The organism is uncultured Devosia sp. (genome assembly GCF_964244875.1).
In the GTDB taxonomy this organism is placed as follows: domain Bacteria; phylum Pseudomonadota; class Alphaproteobacteria; order Rhizobiales; family Devosiaceae; genus Devosia.
This window is the reverse complement of the sequence record NZ_CAXTKA010000004.1, coordinates 18,929-34,470: the sequence shown is the minus strand read 5'-3', so window position 1 is coordinate 34,470 and position 15,542 is coordinate 18,929. Positions and strand designations below refer to the sequence as shown.

At 62.1% G+C, this 15,542-nt stretch carries 17 protein-coding genes; 16 read left to right on the top strand and 1 reads right to left on the bottom strand.

The genetic code is table 11. The features are described from left to right. Window positions 1-355: 355 nt before the first annotated feature. Entirely contained in the window at window positions 356-1,405 is a 1,050-nt protein-coding gene (locus tag ACFE8X_RS06455) for an HD domain-containing phosphohydrolase (protein ID WP_375450630.1), read from the bottom strand. Window positions 1,406-1,626: 221 nt separating this feature from the next. Here ACFE8X_RS06455 and ACFE8X_RS06450 point away from each other — a divergent pair, with 221 nt between their 5' ends. From ACFE8X_RS06450 to ACFE8X_RS06375, 16 genes are all read left to right on the top strand, one after another. Beyond that, window positions 1,627-3,159, top strand: coding sequence for an acyl-CoA carboxylase subunit beta (locus ACFE8X_RS06450; RefSeq protein ID WP_375450629.1), 1,533 nt, complete (start codon window positions 1,627-1,629; stop codon window positions 3,157-3,159). 9 nt (window positions 3,160-3,168) lie between these two features. Then, entirely contained in the window at window positions 3,169-3,282 is a 114-nt protein-coding gene (locus ACFE8X_RS06445; RefSeq protein ID WP_375450628.1) for a DUF4160 domain-containing protein, read from the top strand. Window positions 3,283-3,384: 102 nt separating this feature from the next. Then, window positions 3,385-3,663: a DUF2442 domain-containing protein gene (locus ACFE8X_RS06440; RefSeq protein ID WP_375450627.1), complete on the top strand. Its 279-nt coding sequence runs from the start codon at window positions 3,385-3,387 to the stop codon at window positions 3,661-3,663. Then, a complete protein-coding gene (locus tag ACFE8X_RS06435; protein WP_375450626.1) occupies window positions 3,664-5,739 on the top strand; it encodes a biotin carboxylase N-terminal domain-containing protein in 2,076 nt (691 codons plus the stop codon). Beyond that, a complete protein-coding gene (gene scpA / locus ACFE8X_RS06430) occupies window positions 5,739-7,859 on the top strand; it encodes a methylmalonyl-CoA mutase (RefSeq protein ID WP_375450625.1) in 2,121 nt (706 codons plus the stop codon). Before ACFE8X_RS06435 ends, scpA begins: the two co-directional genes overlap by 1 nt. A 205-nt stretch (window positions 7,860-8,064) precedes the next feature. Further along, a complete protein-coding gene (locus tag ACFE8X_RS06425) occupies window positions 8,065-9,327 on the top strand; it encodes a tyrosine-type recombinase/integrase (protein WP_375450624.1) in 1,263 nt (420 codons plus the stop codon). Window positions 9,328-9,329: 2 nt separating this feature from the next. After that, complete coding sequence (locus ACFE8X_RS06420; RefSeq protein WP_375450623.1) at window positions 9,330-9,983, top strand: hypothetical protein; 654 nt, start codon at window positions 9,330-9,332, stop codon at window positions 9,981-9,983. A 123-nt stretch (window positions 9,984-10,106) separates the two neighbouring features. Then, complete coding sequence (locus tag ACFE8X_RS06415; RefSeq protein ID WP_375450622.1) at window positions 10,107-10,301, top strand: helix-turn-helix domain-containing protein; 195 nt, start codon at window positions 10,107-10,109, stop codon at window positions 10,299-10,301. Between the two features lie 242 nt (window positions 10,302-10,543). Further along, window positions 10,544-10,906, top strand: a complete 363-nt coding sequence (locus ACFE8X_RS06410) for a hypothetical protein (protein WP_375450621.1) — start codon at window positions 10,544-10,546, stop codon at window positions 10,904-10,906. Beyond that, window positions 10,903-11,211, top strand: a complete 309-nt coding sequence (locus ACFE8X_RS06405; RefSeq protein WP_375450620.1) for a hypothetical protein — start codon at window positions 10,903-10,905, stop codon at window positions 11,209-11,211. The genes ACFE8X_RS06410 and ACFE8X_RS06405 overlap by 4 nt, the downstream gene beginning before the upstream one ends. After that, window positions 11,208-12,626 (top strand): replicative DNA helicase, encoded by a 1,419-nt coding sequence (locus ACFE8X_RS06400; protein WP_375450619.1) that lies wholly within the window; start codon window positions 11,208-11,210, stop codon window positions 12,624-12,626. The genes ACFE8X_RS06405 and ACFE8X_RS06400 overlap by 4 nt, the downstream gene beginning before the upstream one ends. Window positions 12,627-12,628: 2 nt before the next feature. Beyond that, window positions 12,629-13,549: a DUF1376 domain-containing protein gene (locus tag ACFE8X_RS06395; protein ID WP_375450618.1), complete on the top strand. Its 921-nt coding sequence runs from the start codon at window positions 12,629-12,631 to the stop codon at window positions 13,547-13,549. A gap of 102 nt (window positions 13,550-13,651) precedes the next feature. Then, window positions 13,652-13,825 (top strand): hypothetical protein, encoded by a 174-nt coding sequence (locus ACFE8X_RS06390; RefSeq protein WP_375450617.1) that lies wholly within the window; start codon window positions 13,652-13,654, stop codon window positions 13,823-13,825. 2 nt (window positions 13,826-13,827) lie between these two features. Continuing rightward, window positions 13,828-14,040: a hypothetical protein gene (locus tag ACFE8X_RS06385; RefSeq protein ID WP_375450616.1), complete on the top strand. Its 213-nt coding sequence runs from the start codon at window positions 13,828-13,830 to the stop codon at window positions 14,038-14,040. Then, complete coding sequence (locus ACFE8X_RS06380) at window positions 14,037-14,810, top strand: hypothetical protein (protein ID WP_375450615.1); 774 nt, start codon at window positions 14,037-14,039, stop codon at window positions 14,808-14,810. Before ACFE8X_RS06385 ends, ACFE8X_RS06380 begins: the two co-directional genes overlap by 4 nt. A 56-nt stretch (window positions 14,811-14,866) precedes the next feature. After that, entirely contained in the window at window positions 14,867-15,538 is a 672-nt protein-coding gene (locus ACFE8X_RS06375; protein WP_375450614.1) for a hypothetical protein, read from the top strand. The last annotated feature ends 4 nt before the right edge of the window (window positions 15,539-15,542 follow it).

Here is a 15,542-nt window from a genome sequence, read left to right as displayed (position 1 = left end):
ACATGACTTAAGTTATAGTAAGTTGATTAATTGCGCGTTACCAATGTACGATCGTTTGGTACAGCCAGAATAGTAATTCTTCAGGAAATATTGTTTGTATTGTTTTGAGTCTTGCTTTGTTTCATGCCGCGCCTGGAGAATCCGCTCGACCGGCAGGGGAGTCATCGATTCAAGATTGGGAGTCACCTCGCGTAAATACGACGAGATATACTGTAAGTAAACTGGTGAGATTTGTTTTTGCATTGACGTGGCGAAGTCGAGTATTGCAGCAGTCAAGGATGGTGCCATGAAAATGCCACGATAGCGCGAGGAATGCGAACGAGTTTGCGGCCATTGTATTGCCGGGCCGGCAGGCCTAGGCGCTGACGGCCTGGGGACAGGGTTGGCCGTGCATGACAAGCTGGATTTCGGCCCACTGGTTGCGGAAGGCGGCGACGCAATCGGGATCGAAATGGGTGCCGCTGCAGCCGATGATTTCGGCATAGGCCTTGTCGATGGGCCAGGCCGGTTTGTAGGGTCGCTCGGAGCAGAGGGCGTCAAAGACGTCGGCGATGGCGACGACGCGCGCCTCGATCGGGATATCGTCACCCGAGAGCCTGTCGGGATAGCCGGTGCCATCCCAGCGTTCGTGGTGGCTTTGGGCGATCAGTTCGGCGGTGTGGATCAGGTCGGACGAGCCGTTTTCCAGGATGCGGGCACCGATCGTCACATGCTCGCGCATGATCGCCATTTCCTCGGGCGTCAGCCGGCCAGGCTTGGACAGGATGGCATCGGGTATGGCGATCTTGCCGATATCGTGCAACGGGGCAGCCAGGTAAATGGTGCGGCAGCGCTGCGGGCTGAGGCCAATGCCGGTTGCGATGAGCTGGCTGATCAGGGCGACGCGCGAGACGTGCTCGCCGGTGTCGCCATCGCGATATTCAATGGCGCGGGCCAGCCGCCAGATGACATCTTCTTCACGTTCGAGCAGATGCCGGGTGGCGCGCTCGACCTCGCGCGACAGCCAATTGGCGCGGTCGGCCAGTTCCACCTGGGCCTGGCGCAAAGCCAGCAGGTTGACCACGCGCGCCTGCAGTTCGGTGGGATCGAACGGCTTGTTGATGAAATCGGTGGCGCCGGCGCGGAAGGCCTCCAGCCTGATGGTCTTGTCGATATCGGAGGTAACCATGACGATGGGCACCAGGCGATAATGGTCGCTGGCGCGCAGGGCGGCGGTGAACTCGACACCGTCCATTCCGGGCATGATGTGATCGACCAGCAGCAGATCGTATTGCACGGTTTGCGTGCGCTGCAGGGCTTCGAGCGGATGCTGGCAGGTGTCGATCCGGGCGTCGACGCCTTGGCCGACGATCGTGCTGATCATCGCCAGGCTAGACCGGCTATCGTCAACGATAAGCACGCGCATGTGTGGCCCTTGTACCTGTTGGGAAAACAATAGGATCAACCCATTATTTGAATCCTAATTCAACCGTGACTGCCGCCGGCGATAACGGGCAAGGCGAAACAGCGTTTCCAAGCGGTTACGGAGCGTGTGGCGAGCCCTGTTACCGCACAGCGCGTGCTGGTCATGCTGTCGCACTTTGGTGTGCAATGCTCTAGACTTGCGAAAAGCAAATCGGGGCGTTCATGCACAAGATCATCGCGCAACTGGAGGAAAAACGGGCGCAGGCGCGCTTGGGTGGCGGGCAAAAACGGATCGATGGTCAACATGCCAAGGGCAAGTTGACGGCGCGCGAGCGGCTCGACGTGCTGCTCGATCCGGGGAGCTTTGAGGAATACGACATGTTCGTGACCCATCGGGCAACCGATTTCGGCATGGCCGACACGATCATCCCCGGCGACGGGGTAGTTACGGGCTGGGGCACGATCGATGGGCGCATGGTTTATGTGTTCTCCCAGGATTTTACCGTGTTCGGGGGCTCGCTCAGCGAGACTCATGCCAAGAAGATTTGCAAGATCATGGACCTGGCCATGCAAAATGGCGCGCCGGTGATCGGGCTCAACGATAGTGGTGGCGCGCGTATTCAGGAGGGCGTGGCCTCGCTTGGCGGCTATGCCGACGTGTTCTGGCGCAATGTGCAGGCCTCGGGCGCCGTGCCACAGATCTCGGTCATCATGGGGCCGTGTGCCGGTGGCGCAGTCTATTCCCCGGCGATGACCGACTTCATCTACATGGTCCGGGACACCAGCTACATGTTCGTGACCGGTCCGGACGTGGTCAAGACGGTGACCAATGAGGTGGTGACGGCGGAGGAACTTGGCGGGGCGGGGACGCATACCAAGGTGTCGGCGGTGGCGGATGCGGCGTTCGACAACGACATCGAGACGCTGCTCGAAGTGCGGCGGCTGTTCGGCTTCCTGCCGCAGGCGGCGGGGCAAAAGGCGCCGCGTATGGCCGGCCATGACCTGGTCGATCGCAACGATGCGTCGCTTGACAGCATCATCCCCGACAGCGCCAACAAGCCCTATGACATGGCCGAGGTGATCCTCAAGATCGCCGACGAGGGGGAGTTCCTCGAACTGCAAAAGGAGCATGCCGGCAATATCCTGGTTGGGTTCATCCGAATGGATGGGGAAAGCGTGGGCGTGGTGGCCAACCAGCCGCTGGTGCTGGCAGGCTGCCTCGATATCAATGCGGCAAGGAAGGCAGCCCGGTTCATCCGGTTTTGCGACAGCTTCGAAATACCGATTCTAACGCTTGTCGACGTGCCGGGGTTTTTGCCGGGCGTGGCGCAGGAATATGGCGGGATCATCAAGCACGGGGCCAAGCTGTTGTTCGCCTATGCCGAGGCGAGCGTGCCGCTGGTGACGGTGATTACGCGCAAAGCCTATGGCGGGGCTTATGACGTGATGGCGAGCAAGCATATCAAAGCGGATGTGAACTACGCCTGGCCATCCGCGGAGATTGCGGTGATGGGGGCCAAGGGGGCGACGGAAATCCTCTATCGCTCCGAACTCGGTGACAAGGAGCGGATCGCCCAGCGCACGGCGGAGTACGAGGCACGGTTCGCCAACCCGTTCGTGGCGGCCGAGCGGGGATTCATCGACGACGTGATCATGCCGCATGGAACAAGGCGGCGGGTGATCAGGGCGTTTTCGACGTTGCGGAACAAGCAGCAGAGCATGCCGAAGAAGAAGCATGGGAATATTCCGTTGTGAGGGGGAATAATGCCGACGGTGTTTCGTTGGAAAGGCTATCGTTTTTTCTGGTATCAAGCTGATGGCGCGGAACCGCCGCATGTTCACATCTGGAAAGATGGCATGGAATGCAAATCTGGCTGATGAACGTCGAAATAGCCTTTAATCGCGGTCATGCGCCGATTGAGCTAAGAAGCCTTGTGGCCGTTGTCGAGGAAAACCGCGCCCATCTTTTGGAGGTTTGGCATGACAATTTTGGACGGTGAAATCGATGGGCAGGCTCCGGTATCGGCCTGGTGCGACGATGTCAGTCTGCATGTGAAACTTGCGGATGGCCGCGAGATTGCGACTCCGCTGTGGTGGTATCCCGTCTTATGGGCGGCGAGCCATCAGCAGCGCAACGCGATGGAACTCATGTTTAGTGGCATTCACTGGCCCGACCTTGATGAGGACCTCAGCATCGCCGGCATGTTGCGAGGATGGAAATCGCCCGCAGCGCGTCGTCCCCGTATTGCGGCCGAGTAAATGTTCTCAAAACTGCTCATCGCCAACCGGGGCGAGATTGCTTGCAGAGTGATCAAGACGGCCAAGCGGATGGGGATCGCCACGGTGGCGGTCTATTCCGATGCCGATCGCGAGGCGTTGCATGTGCGCATGGCCGATGAGGCGGTGCATATCGGGGCGTCGGCGGCCCAGGACTCCTACCTCTCGATCGACAAGATCATTGCGGCCTGCCGGGAGACCGGCGCCGAGGCGGTGCATCCGGGCTATGGGTTTTTGAGCGAAAACCCGAAATTTGCCGAGGCGTTGGAGGTGGCGGGGATCACGTTCGTGGGACCGCCGGTCAAGGCGATCGAGGCGATGGGGGACAAGATCACCGCCAAGAAGCTGGCGGCAGCGGCGGGGGTGTCGACCGTGCCGGGGCACATGGGGCTGATCGCCGATGCGGACGAGGCGGTGACGATCGCGCGGCAGGTTGGCTATCCGGTGATGATCAAGGCTTCTGCCGGTGGTGGCGGCAAGGGCATGCGCATCGCTTTCGATGATGCCGAGGCGCGCGAAGGATTCGAGCGGAGCAAGTCGGAGGCGGCGAGTTCGTTTGGCGATGATCGTATCTTCATCGAGAAATTCGTTACCCAGCCGCGGCATATCGAGATCCAGCTCATCGGGGACCAGCATGGCAACGTGCTCTATCTCAACGAGCGCGAATGCTCTATCCAGCGCCGCAACCAGAAGGTGATCGAGGAGGCGCCGTCGCCTTTCCTTGACGAAGCGACGCGCAGGGCGATGGGCGAGCAGGCGGTCGCGCTGGCCAAGGCGGTGGGCTATACCAGCGCGGGCACAGTGGAATTCATCGTCGATGGGGAGCGCAAGTTCTATTTTCTCGAGATGAATACGCGGTTGCAGGTGGAACATCCGGTGACCGAATTGATTACCGGGCTCGATCTGGTGGAATTGATGCTGCGCGTCGCGAGTGGAGAGGCACTGCCACTGAGCCAGGATCAGGTTCAGCTCAATGGCTGGGCGATGGAGAGCCGGCTCTATGCCGAGGACCCGTATCGCAACTTTTTGCCCTCCACCGGCCGGCTGACACGGTATCGGCCGCCGCCGGAAGTCAGCCCAGTGTTCGGAACCGATGGTCTGAACATGATGCTGATGGAAGACTGGGAAGCTGAACAACAAAAGCCGCGAGTGCGCAACGACACCGGCGTATTCGAAGGGGGCGAAATCTCCACGTTTTACGATCCCATGATTGCCAAGCTTTGCACTTGGGCCCCGACACGGCTGGAGGCCATCGATACAATGGCGGCGGCGCTCCACGCATTCGAGGTCGAGGGCGTTCGCAACAATCTGCCATTTCTGTCGGCAATAATGGACCAAGACCGCTTCCGCGAGGGGCGCCTCACCACCGGCTATATCGCCGACGAATTTCCTGAGGGGTTTCAAGGGCCGACGCTGGCAGATGGGCATTTGTTCGAGGTGGTCGGCTGCGCCGTCATGATGGCGCTGGTCGAAGCGGAACGCCATGGTCAGATTGTCCGGACACCGCTTGGCGGCAGCCACAACGAGAGTTTTGGCGAATGGGTCGTCGTTGTTGGAGGTCGCCAAATCCAGACTTCGGCTCGCCGTGTCGATCCGGATGGCTATTGGGAGCTGGGCTACCTCGACAGTGCGCCTTTGGTTGACCGGTTTATCTGGGCGCCGGGCGACAGGCTTGCGCGGATCGAATGGCATACGCAGCAGCTCAGCATCCTCAAGGTCAATCCTACCACGTCCGGCTGCCGCATCCGCTATCGCGGTGCCGATTTGAAGGTCATGGTGGTACGCCCGCATATTGCGGCGCTGTTGCCGCTGATGCCGGTCAAGGTGGCGCCCGACATGAGCCGGTTCCTGTTGTGCCCGATGCCAGGGCAGGTGGTGCGGATCGATGTGGTGGAGGGCGATATCGTTGAGGACGGACAGGTTCTGGCGGTGGTCGAGGCGATGAAAATGGAGAACGTGCTGAAAGCCGAGAAGCGGGCGCGGGTCAGCAAGGTGCACGTGGCGGCAGGGGCGGCGCTGGCGGTGGATCAGGTGATGGTGGAGTTCGAGGCGGTGTGATGCGCGACAAGCCCAACTTTGCCCATTGGGCTGCCCTGGCGCAAACGGAATTGCGCGACGCGCCGGTCGCCTCGCTTGACCGCGACTATGGCGACATTCCGGTCAAGCCCGTCTATTTCGGCGAGGATGCCGAAGTGCCGGGGGTCGAGCCGTTCACGCGGGGGGTCCGCGCGACGATGTATGCGAACCGGCCTTGGACCATTCGGCAATATGCGGGATTTTCAACGGCACGGGAGAGCAATGCGTTTTATCGGCAGGCGCTGGAACGCGGGCAGAAGGGGCTGTCGGTGGCGTTCGACCTGGCGACGCATCGCGGCTATGACAGCGACCATCCGCGGGTAATCGGGGATGTCGGCAAGGCCGGGGTCGCCATCGATACTGTCGAGGACATGAAAACGCTGTTCGATGGCATTCCGCTCGATCAGATGAGCGTTTCCATGACCATGAACGGGGCGGTTATACCGGTTCTGGCAATGTTCATCGTCGCGGCCGAGGAGCAGGGGGTGGGCCAGGCCCAGCTCGAAGGCACGATCCAGAACGACATCCTCAAGGAGTTCATGGTCCGCAACACCTATATCTATCCGCCCGAGCCCTCGATGCGCATCGTCGGCGACGTCATCGCCCATACGGCGCGGCAGATGCCCAAATTCAATTCGATCTCCATTTCGGGCTACCACATGCACGAGGCCGGGGCGACCGCGGTGCAGGAGCTGGCCTATACGCTGGCCGACGGGATGGAGTATGTGCGGGCGGCGCAGGCGCGGGGATTAAATATCGACCAGTTTGCCGGGCGGCTGAGCTTTTTTTTCGGCATCGGCATGAATTTCTTTCTCGAGGTGGCCAAGTTGCGGGCGGCGCGGCAGCTGTGGAGCGAGATCATGACGGGGCTGGGGGCCAGGGACCCCCGATCAAAGATGTTGCGTACCCATTGCCAGACGTCGGGCGTGTCGCTCACCGAGCAGGACCCGCACAACAACATCGTGCGCACAACGATCGAGGCGCTGGCGGCGGTGCTGGGGGGCACGCAGAGCCTGCATACCAATTCGTTCGACGAGGCGATCGCGTTGCCGACCGAGTTTTCCAGCCGGATCGCGCGCAATACGCAATTGATTTTGCAGCATGAATCGCGGGTGACGGACGTGGTCGATCCGCTGGGCGGGTCCTACTACATCGAGGCGCTGACGGCGGAGCTGGTGGCGGGTGCCAAGCGGCTGATCGGGGAGACCGAAGCGCAGGGTGGGATGACGCGGGCGGTGCAGGCCGGAGGGCCGAAGCTGCGGATCGAAACGGCGGCGGCACAGCGGCAGGCGCGGGTGGATCGCCGCGAGGACGTGATCGTGGGCGTCAACCGCTATCGGCTCGATGTCGAGGAGACGATCGCGGTGCGCGACATCGACAATGCCAGGGTGCGCGAGGAGCAGATCGCGCGGCTGGCGGCGGTACGGCGGGGGCGCGAGGAGGCCAAATGCCAGTCGCTACTGTCGGCATTGCGGGAATTTGCGGCCAAGGACGAGGGTAATCTGCTGGAGGCGGCGATCGAGGCGGCGCGGGCGCGGGCCAGCCTGGGCGAGATCAGCGCGGCGCTGGAAGACGTGTTCGGGCGCCATGTCGCGGAAATGCAGATGGTAACCGGGGTCTACGCCGAGGGTTATGCCGGGGACGCCGAATATGATGCCATTGCGGCCCATATCGCCGGCTTCAAGGCGGCGCGGGGGCGGGCGCCATCGATCCTGATCGCCAAGATGGGGCAGGATGGCCATGACCGGGGCGCCAAGGTGATCGCATCGGCGTTTGCCGACCTGGGATTCGCCGTGCAGCTGGGGCAATTGTTCGAGACGGCGCCGGAAGTGGCGGCGCGGGTCGAGCAATTGGGAGTCGATGCGGTTGGGGTGTCGTCGCTGGCGGCGGGACACAAGACGCTGGTGCCCGAATTGATCGGGGCGCTCGGCGACCGGGGGCTGGGCGAGATCACGGTCATCGTCGGCGGGGTCATACCGGAGCGGGACTACGATTTTCTGTTCGACGCCGGCGTGGCGGCAATCTTTGGCCCAGGCACCAATGTGCTGTCGGCGGCCTATGCGGTGCTGCGCCAAATCGAAGGAAAACTGAGCAACCGGTAACGGCGCGACGCCGCCTGCAGGCCACAGGAAACCGTGCAGGCCGGAATGGTGGAGCTGAGCTCCACCGAACGGATGTTCGTGGGTGTTTGCAGACGTCCATGTTTCCTAGGGGTTTAGCCTGGACACCGTGAACAGGTGTTCTTGTAGCGTTCGCCGATGTTCGCTATCATCCGCGTTGTAAAGTGGGGATGAAAGTGGGGAAGGCATGGCGCGCTCGCTGAACAAGCTGTCCGAAGTTGGCGTCCGCGCGGCAAAGAAGCCTGGCCGTCATAGCGATGGCGGCGGCCTCTATCTCAACGTCTCTACCAGCGGCGGAAAATCGTGGGTGTTCATGTGGACGCCAGCAGGCGGCAAGCGCCGCGAGATGGGTCTTGGCGCCTATCCCACCGTCACATTGGCCAAGGCCAGGGCGCTCGCCATCAACCACCGCGTAGACATCGCCGAAGGCCGCGACCCGATCGCCGAGCGTGACCAGACGCCCGAGCCCACCTTCGGCGAGGCCGCCGACCAGTTCATGGAGTCAATCAAGTCCGAGTGGACGAACGACAAGCATGGCGAGCAGTGGAAGCACACCGTCAAGGTGCGCTGCGCCTCGATCCGGGGCTTGCGGGTTTCCGCCATCGGCGCCGACCATGTGCTGAAAGTCCTGCGGCAGCCGGTGAAGACGAAGTACCGGGGGGTCGAGAAGAGCGGTGAATTCTGGTTGCTGATGCCGGAAACCGCAACCCGGGTGCGCAACCGCATCGAGCGCATTCTCGACTACTGCCGGACTAAGGGGTGGCGCACTGGCGAAAACCCTGCGCGCTGGAGAGGTCATCTGGCCCACCTGCTGCCCAAGCCCGCTACGTTGATCCGCGGGCACCAGCCAGCGATGCCCTATCAAGAGGTCCCCACCTTCATGAAGAGGCTGCGCGCCCAGAATGGTCTGCCGGCGCGGGCTGCGGAATTCACCATCTTGAACATGCTGCGGTCCAACGAGGTGCTGGGCGCCGAATGGCCAGAGTTCGACCTGGTCGGCAAGTTTTGGACGATTCCGAAAGAACGGATGAAAATGGGCAAGGAACATACCGTGCCGCTTTCTGAACGGGCTGTCGAAATCATGGAAGAGCTCAAGGCCGCCGGCACAAACCACCGTTTCGTCTTCCCTGGCCAGCCTCGCAAGTCCGATGGCGAAGAGCGCCCGCTTTCGAACATGGCCATGCTGATGCTTATTCGCCGAATGGGGTACGGCATCACCATGCACGGCTTCAGATCTTCGGCGCGTGACTGGGCTGGTGATGAAACGCCGTTTCCTCGCGAGATTGTGGAACACGCACTGGCCCACCAGGTCGGCGACAGTGTCGAGGCTTCTTACCGGCGCATGACTGCGCTGATGAAGCGTCGCGTGCTCATGCAAGCATGGTCGGACTACTGCTATCCACCGCAAGGCTCGAACGTGGTCTCGATCAAGGGCGGGTCGGCGGCTTGATCATGCTCCCGACCGTTACGTTCGACCTCTCGCGCCCACGAATGAGCTTGTTTGAGGCTGCTCTGTTCTTTGTGCGCCGCGGCCATAGCGGGCCGCTGATGGAGGATTTTGACACCGCGACGATCGACCCGCTGTTCCGCCTGTTCGATGATGGCGTCGTCGCTGTCACAGGAATTCGTGCCGGTAGTTCGATCGTTGAGAATGTGACCGGCTGCTGGCGCACCGCGACGTGTGGCGACCTGCGCATTGCGAAACCCAACCTTGTCTTTCTTGAAGCAGATCCAAGCGCCCCCCTCGGCAGCTATGTCACGCCTGCCGGCGCCAGGAGCCCTCTCTGGACGCACCTGGAGGTTTCAACGGGCGAAATGGTCGCGGTTTTTGAGGGCGCGCCGGCGGACCTCGTTTCCGCCTTCAACGCCCTGGACGAGCAGATCGAGAAGCCGAGCGTCCCCAAACGGGGCTATGCCGCCGGGATTGAGGCGGCCATGTCGGCGTTGTGGCCGGAAGGCCTGCCGGATGCCCTTCCCGTGAAAGAGCGGGACGACGCCCTCTTCGAAGAAATGAAACGCCAGGGCACCACGACCAAGACCGAAATTGATCCGGTCACGTTCCGGCGATATTTCCGTCAACGCAGCAAGTCGCGAGGCGACAACTAGCGACAGTTGCGGACAGGTCCAGAGTTGTCGGCTGACCGCCCGCGTTCGTGTGCTTAATGAGGAAGTCGCCCCGCCATTTACCGGCGGTGCCTGCCTGGCCAGATCGCCAGCGGGATGCGACCCATGACCCCGAGTATCAAGGCCTACCCACTTCCTCAGTTCTGCCAGATCGCCGGCATTGGCCGCACGAAGGCTTACGAGGAGATCAACGCCGGCCGTCTCAAGGCCCGCAAATCCGGCGTCCGCACCATCATCCTCGCCGAGGACGCCGAAGCCTGGCTGAACAGCCTTCCCGAGCTTTCGCCCAAGGCCGCCTGATCCAGCAACCCCCCAAAAGATTGGGGGCTAAGCCCTGGCAGGCCGCCCCCGGAAAGATTTGAGAATGTCTGTTTACCACCGAGCGGGCGCTTCCCGCAACATCCGCATTCCGTCTAACTCTTCCTGCCGCGAGCCCGAACTGACCAAGGGCGGCTCGATCATCAAGCGTCGGCGCCCAAACTGGTCCGCAAGCCTTTGCAATGCCGTCGCCGTTCTTGCCGGTATCGGACAGGAGGTGCGCCATGCCGGCTAAGCTCACGCTATCCGCTGTCATCAGCCAGCCCACCGGCGACATCATCGTCACCGAAAAGGGCCGCCGCGCCTGGGCCCTGCTCCACCTCATCAATGCCGGCGCCAAGGGCTGTACGCCGATCGACAATCCCGGCCCACGGTGGTCTGGATATGTTCACCGCCTCCGCGGCAATGGCTTTGTGATCGAGACGATCAACGAGGACCACGCCGGCAGCTTCTCCGGGCACCACGCTCGGTATCGCCTGCACTCTAATGTCGTCGTATCCGGCGGCAACCTGGCCGAATGGTTGGCCAGCGACGAAGGTCGCCGTGAATTCCCCCGCCATGAGTTTTTCGGGAGGGCCGCGGCATGAGCGAGCCCATTACGCCCGAAATGCAATTCCTCATGGACGTTGGGAAAACTGCCGCTGGCTGCGCCGATGACTACTTCCAGGCCGTGGCGAACCTCCCCGAGGAGGCGCCTGAAGAGGTGTGGGCGGCCCATTGGGAGGCCGCCTGGGGAACCATAAATCAGCACATCCCGGAAATGTGTCGCCGGTTGGGCTTCGACCCCTTGACCGCCGATCTCGTCCTGGAGTGTGCGCTCGACGCGTTCCAGCACCGCTTCGACACGGTCAATGAGGCCATCATCGAACGCAACGGGAGGAAGGCAAATTGACCAGCACAGCCTTCGTCGCCGAAATCGAGCAGAACCTGTTGGGCGCCATCCTGAGTGGTGGCGACCATCGTCCGACGCTAGCTCGGCTCACGCCTGAGCACTTCCTCGAGCCTGCCCACGCCGAAATCTATCGGCTCTGCTGCGCCGCCCAGGATCAGTACGGGACCACGACCTTGCCGACCGTGATCAAGATGGCGTCGCAAGAGTTCGTGCAGGGTTTTGCGGATCGCAGCGGCACTCCGCTTGGGCCGTACCTTGCCGGCATGGTCACGACCACGCCGTTCGACGTGCGAAACATCAAAGGCGGCGCCCGCGCCGTCCTCAGCCAGTGGGCTCGGATCGGGCTCAAGACCGAAGCCGAGGCCCTGGCGCTGGCCGCGTCAGACCCATCGACCAATCCGGCCGAGCTGGCGCGTGTCATCGTCTCCCGTGCCGATGAGATTGCCAGCCATCTGCGGACCAGCGGGCGCACCAATACGCGCCAGACCTTTGCCGAGGCCGCCCAGGACGCCCTTACCGCCTCGCTTGAGGCCAAGGTGCGGCAGGGCCTCACCGGCATCACTACCGGCCTGCTCGACCTCGACCGGGCAACCGGCGGACTGCAACGCCGTGACCTGATCCTGCTCGGCGCCAGGCCGTCGATGGGCAAGACCACGCTCGGCACGTCCATTGCTCGGTTCGCTGCCGCCAGTGGCGTCGGCGTCGGTGTGTTCTCGCTCGAAATGGATAGCGCCAAGCTCGCGGCGCGAATGGTATCGGATCTTGCCCATTCGGATGGCAAGCGCATTCCATACCAAGATTTCATCGCCGGCCGCCTCACCGACGACCAGGAGGATGCCGCCGCGGCAGCGCTGGAAAAGTATGCCAGCCTGCCGATCCTGTTGGACGATGCCAGCAATCTCACCATTGCCGAAATCCGAGCCAAGACCGAGACCATGCTGGAAGATGCGCATGACCGTGGTGTGCCGTTGGGTTTGCTCATTCTCGACCATCTAGGCAAGGTGAAGCCATCCGCCCGCTATGCCGGCAACCGCAACAATGAAGTGGGCGAAGTCACTGACGGGCTAAAGGCCCTGGCCCGTGAATTTGACCTGTCGGTGCTGTTGCTCTCGCAGCTCTCGCGCCAGGTTGAGAGCCGGGACGATAAACGCCCGGTCCTGTCGGACCTGCGCGACTCCGGCAACATCGAGCAGGACGCCGACGCGGTGCTGTTCCTGCATCGGCAGGCCTACTATCTGGAGCGCGCTGAACCTGCAGATCCAGACGAACGGATCGAATGGCAGTCCAAACTGGACGCCTGCCGGAACCGTGGTGAGCTGGCCATCGGCAAGCAGCGAAACGGCCCCTGCGTCACCATTGATCTCCACATCGACATCGCCTGTTCCGCCGTCCGCAACGCGGCCAGGAGTTTCTAGCCATGGCTCAATTTCCCGCTCTTCCGCTCTGGACCGACGCGTACTTGGCGGACACCCGCCACCTTTCCGCTGAACAGCATGGCGCTTACCTCCTATTGCTGATGGAAGCATGGCGCCGTCCGTCCTGTTCCCTGCCTGACGACGATGAGATGCTGGCACGGCTAGCCTGCATGAATACCGAGCGCTGGGCGTTCAATCGGGACATCGTGATGGCATTCTGGAAACTCGATGGCCGCAAAAAAGAATGGACGCAATCAAGGCTCACTGACGAGCGCTCTTATGTGGCCCAGAAAAGCCGTTCGCAGAGGGACAAAGCTGCAAGCCGTTGGAAACGCGACAAAAAAGATGATGCCGCGGCAATGCCGGAAGGTATGCCGGAACCTATGCCGGAAGCATGCCCGGACGATGCCCCCACACCCACACCCACAGTAAGAGAAGATACTAACGTATCTACTTTGTCCGAACCTGCGGTTGCGGACCTCGGGCGAACGAAGGCGGGCAAGCGGAAGGGGAACGGCTATACCCCTGAATACGAAGTGTTCTGGCGGGCCTATCCCTCGACCGAAGGCCAATCCAAGCTGAACGGCTTCAAGGCATGGCAGCAGCTTTCCGCTGACCATCAGGCCCAGGCCATGACCTCGCTTCCAGCATATGCCGCGCTGCTGAAGCGCGAGGAAGGCCGGAAGGTCAAGCACGTCCAAGGCTTCCTCAGTGGTCGCATGTTCGAGACCCTGGGCAGTGCCGCCATCACCGAGCTTGAAACGCCGATGCAATGGCAGAAGCGCCTCGGTCACGCCCGGGCCCGGCGCGAGTGGTTTCCGGCGAAATGGGGCCCGGCGCCCGGCGCCGATGGCTGCCGAGTACCGGGTGACCTGCTGAAACCTGGGGATGGCGAGGGCTGGCAAGTTACGCGCGCAGCATAGAACGAACAGCAGCGGCCACGGCCGAACGGCGGCGGTAAGTATATGAAATCATTGGCAAATCAGACGTTATTCGGTAACTTGGCGACACTGATGGAGAGGTCCATGGCCATGAAATCCAATCGCTTCGCTTCCGCCCCCAATATGGACGAGCGCATCGTCGTCGCCGTGCCTGCCCACGTGAAAGCCAAGCTGTTTGAAACCGCCGTCGAGCGCGGTCTGTCTGCTTCGGTGCTGGTGAGGCAGGCGCTCTCCCAATTCGTGCAGCCGATGGTGTGAGCGTGACGATGTGCATCACCGTCGCCATGCTGACGGACCCACGCCTTACCTGGGCTCTGGCCGAATGGAATGAAGCGAACATGACGCCGACCCAGCGGGAAATCCTCACCGTGGGCCGGGCGGCCCTTCATCGCTATATGGCCGAGGCCAAGGTGGTTCCGTATTCCACTTTCCAGCGGCGCCGGTCCGAACGTTCGGGGAAGGACCAGCCTTGACCGCTCCAACTTTTCCATGGCCGATCGCCCGGCATTTCGATGCCGACCGGCTTAACCGGATCGCCAATCATCCGGACGTCAGGCCGTGGGTGGCAGGCGGTACTCAACCGCTGGATCTGGCGCCGGTCGTGGCCAATACCGCCAATGTCGTGCTGCTCAACACTCATGGCGGTTGTCTCTTCGAACGCGTCGGCCCTGGTGTGTACGAGGTCCATACCCTGTTCGAGCCCGATGGTCGGGGCGAAGCTGCCATCGAGGCGGTCAAGAGCGCCCTGCACTGGATGTTCACTCGCACCGATTGCGTGGAGCTCCAGACCAAGGTTCCGGACGGCAACAAGGGTGCTCTGGGTCTGGTGCGCGCCATTCACGGTACCAAGCAATTTCATCGGGCGAATGTCTGGCCCGCGCCGACAGGCATGGTTGGCGTCGGCTTCTATTGCCTGACCATCAGCGATTGGGCCGGCACTTGCGACGAGACGATGGAGGCCGGTCACTGGTTCCACGAGAAGCTAGAGGCGGCCAAGGTCGCTGCCGGCGCCGAAAGCCCCGTCCATGACGATGACGATGCCCATGACCGCTATGTCGGCGCCACGGTCGAGATGATGCTGAACGGCCAGAGCGACAAGGCCTTGTGGTTCTACAACCGCTGGGCCCGTTTCGCTGGCTATGCCCTGATCCAGCAGATCGCCGCCAATCCTCTCACAATCGATATCCAGGACGCCGTGCTGGCGGTCCTGCCCAATGACTTCGAGGTGCTGCTATGCCGATAGGTGCAACCATTGGAGCCGCCGTCATTGGTGGTGGCGCTGCCCTGGCCGGCGGGGCCATGCAAGCGAGCGCCGCGGAGAAGGCCGCCAGCACCCAGGCAGCGGCGGCAGACAATGCGCTGGCTCTTCAAACTCGCCAGTACGATGAGGGCGTTGCGAGGCAGCAGCCTTGGCTCGAATCTGGCATGCGGGCGAACGACGCCTTCATGGGCGAACTGGGGCTGAGCGATGCCGCACGAAACGGCACGTTCCAGTCCGGCTTCCGTGAAACGCCAGGTTATGCCTTTCAGGTAGCCGAGGGCGAAAAAGGCGTCACGCACAACATGGCCGCGCTCGGCATGAAAAACAGCGGCGCCAGTCTGAAGGCCCTGACGCGGTTCCGCCAGGGTTTGGCCGACCAGACCTATGGCGACTACATGAACCGCGTGGCCGGCGTCGCGGGCCAAGGCCAGGCCGTCACGCAGAACGTCAATGACATGGGCCAAACCTACGCCAACAACGCGGGGTCGCTGGGGACGGACAAGGCGGCGGCCACGGCCTCGGGCTATGTCGGCGGCGCGAACGCTTGGACTGGAGCCCTCGGCAATATCAGCAACACCGGCGGATTCGCACTCGGCATGATGTCCAATAACTTCGGCGCTGGCTTCCCTTGGCAGAGCCCGAACGCCCTGGGGTACAGGAATCCCAATGCGGCAGGGAACAGGCCGCTCACCCTCGGCTACAATCTCTAGGAGA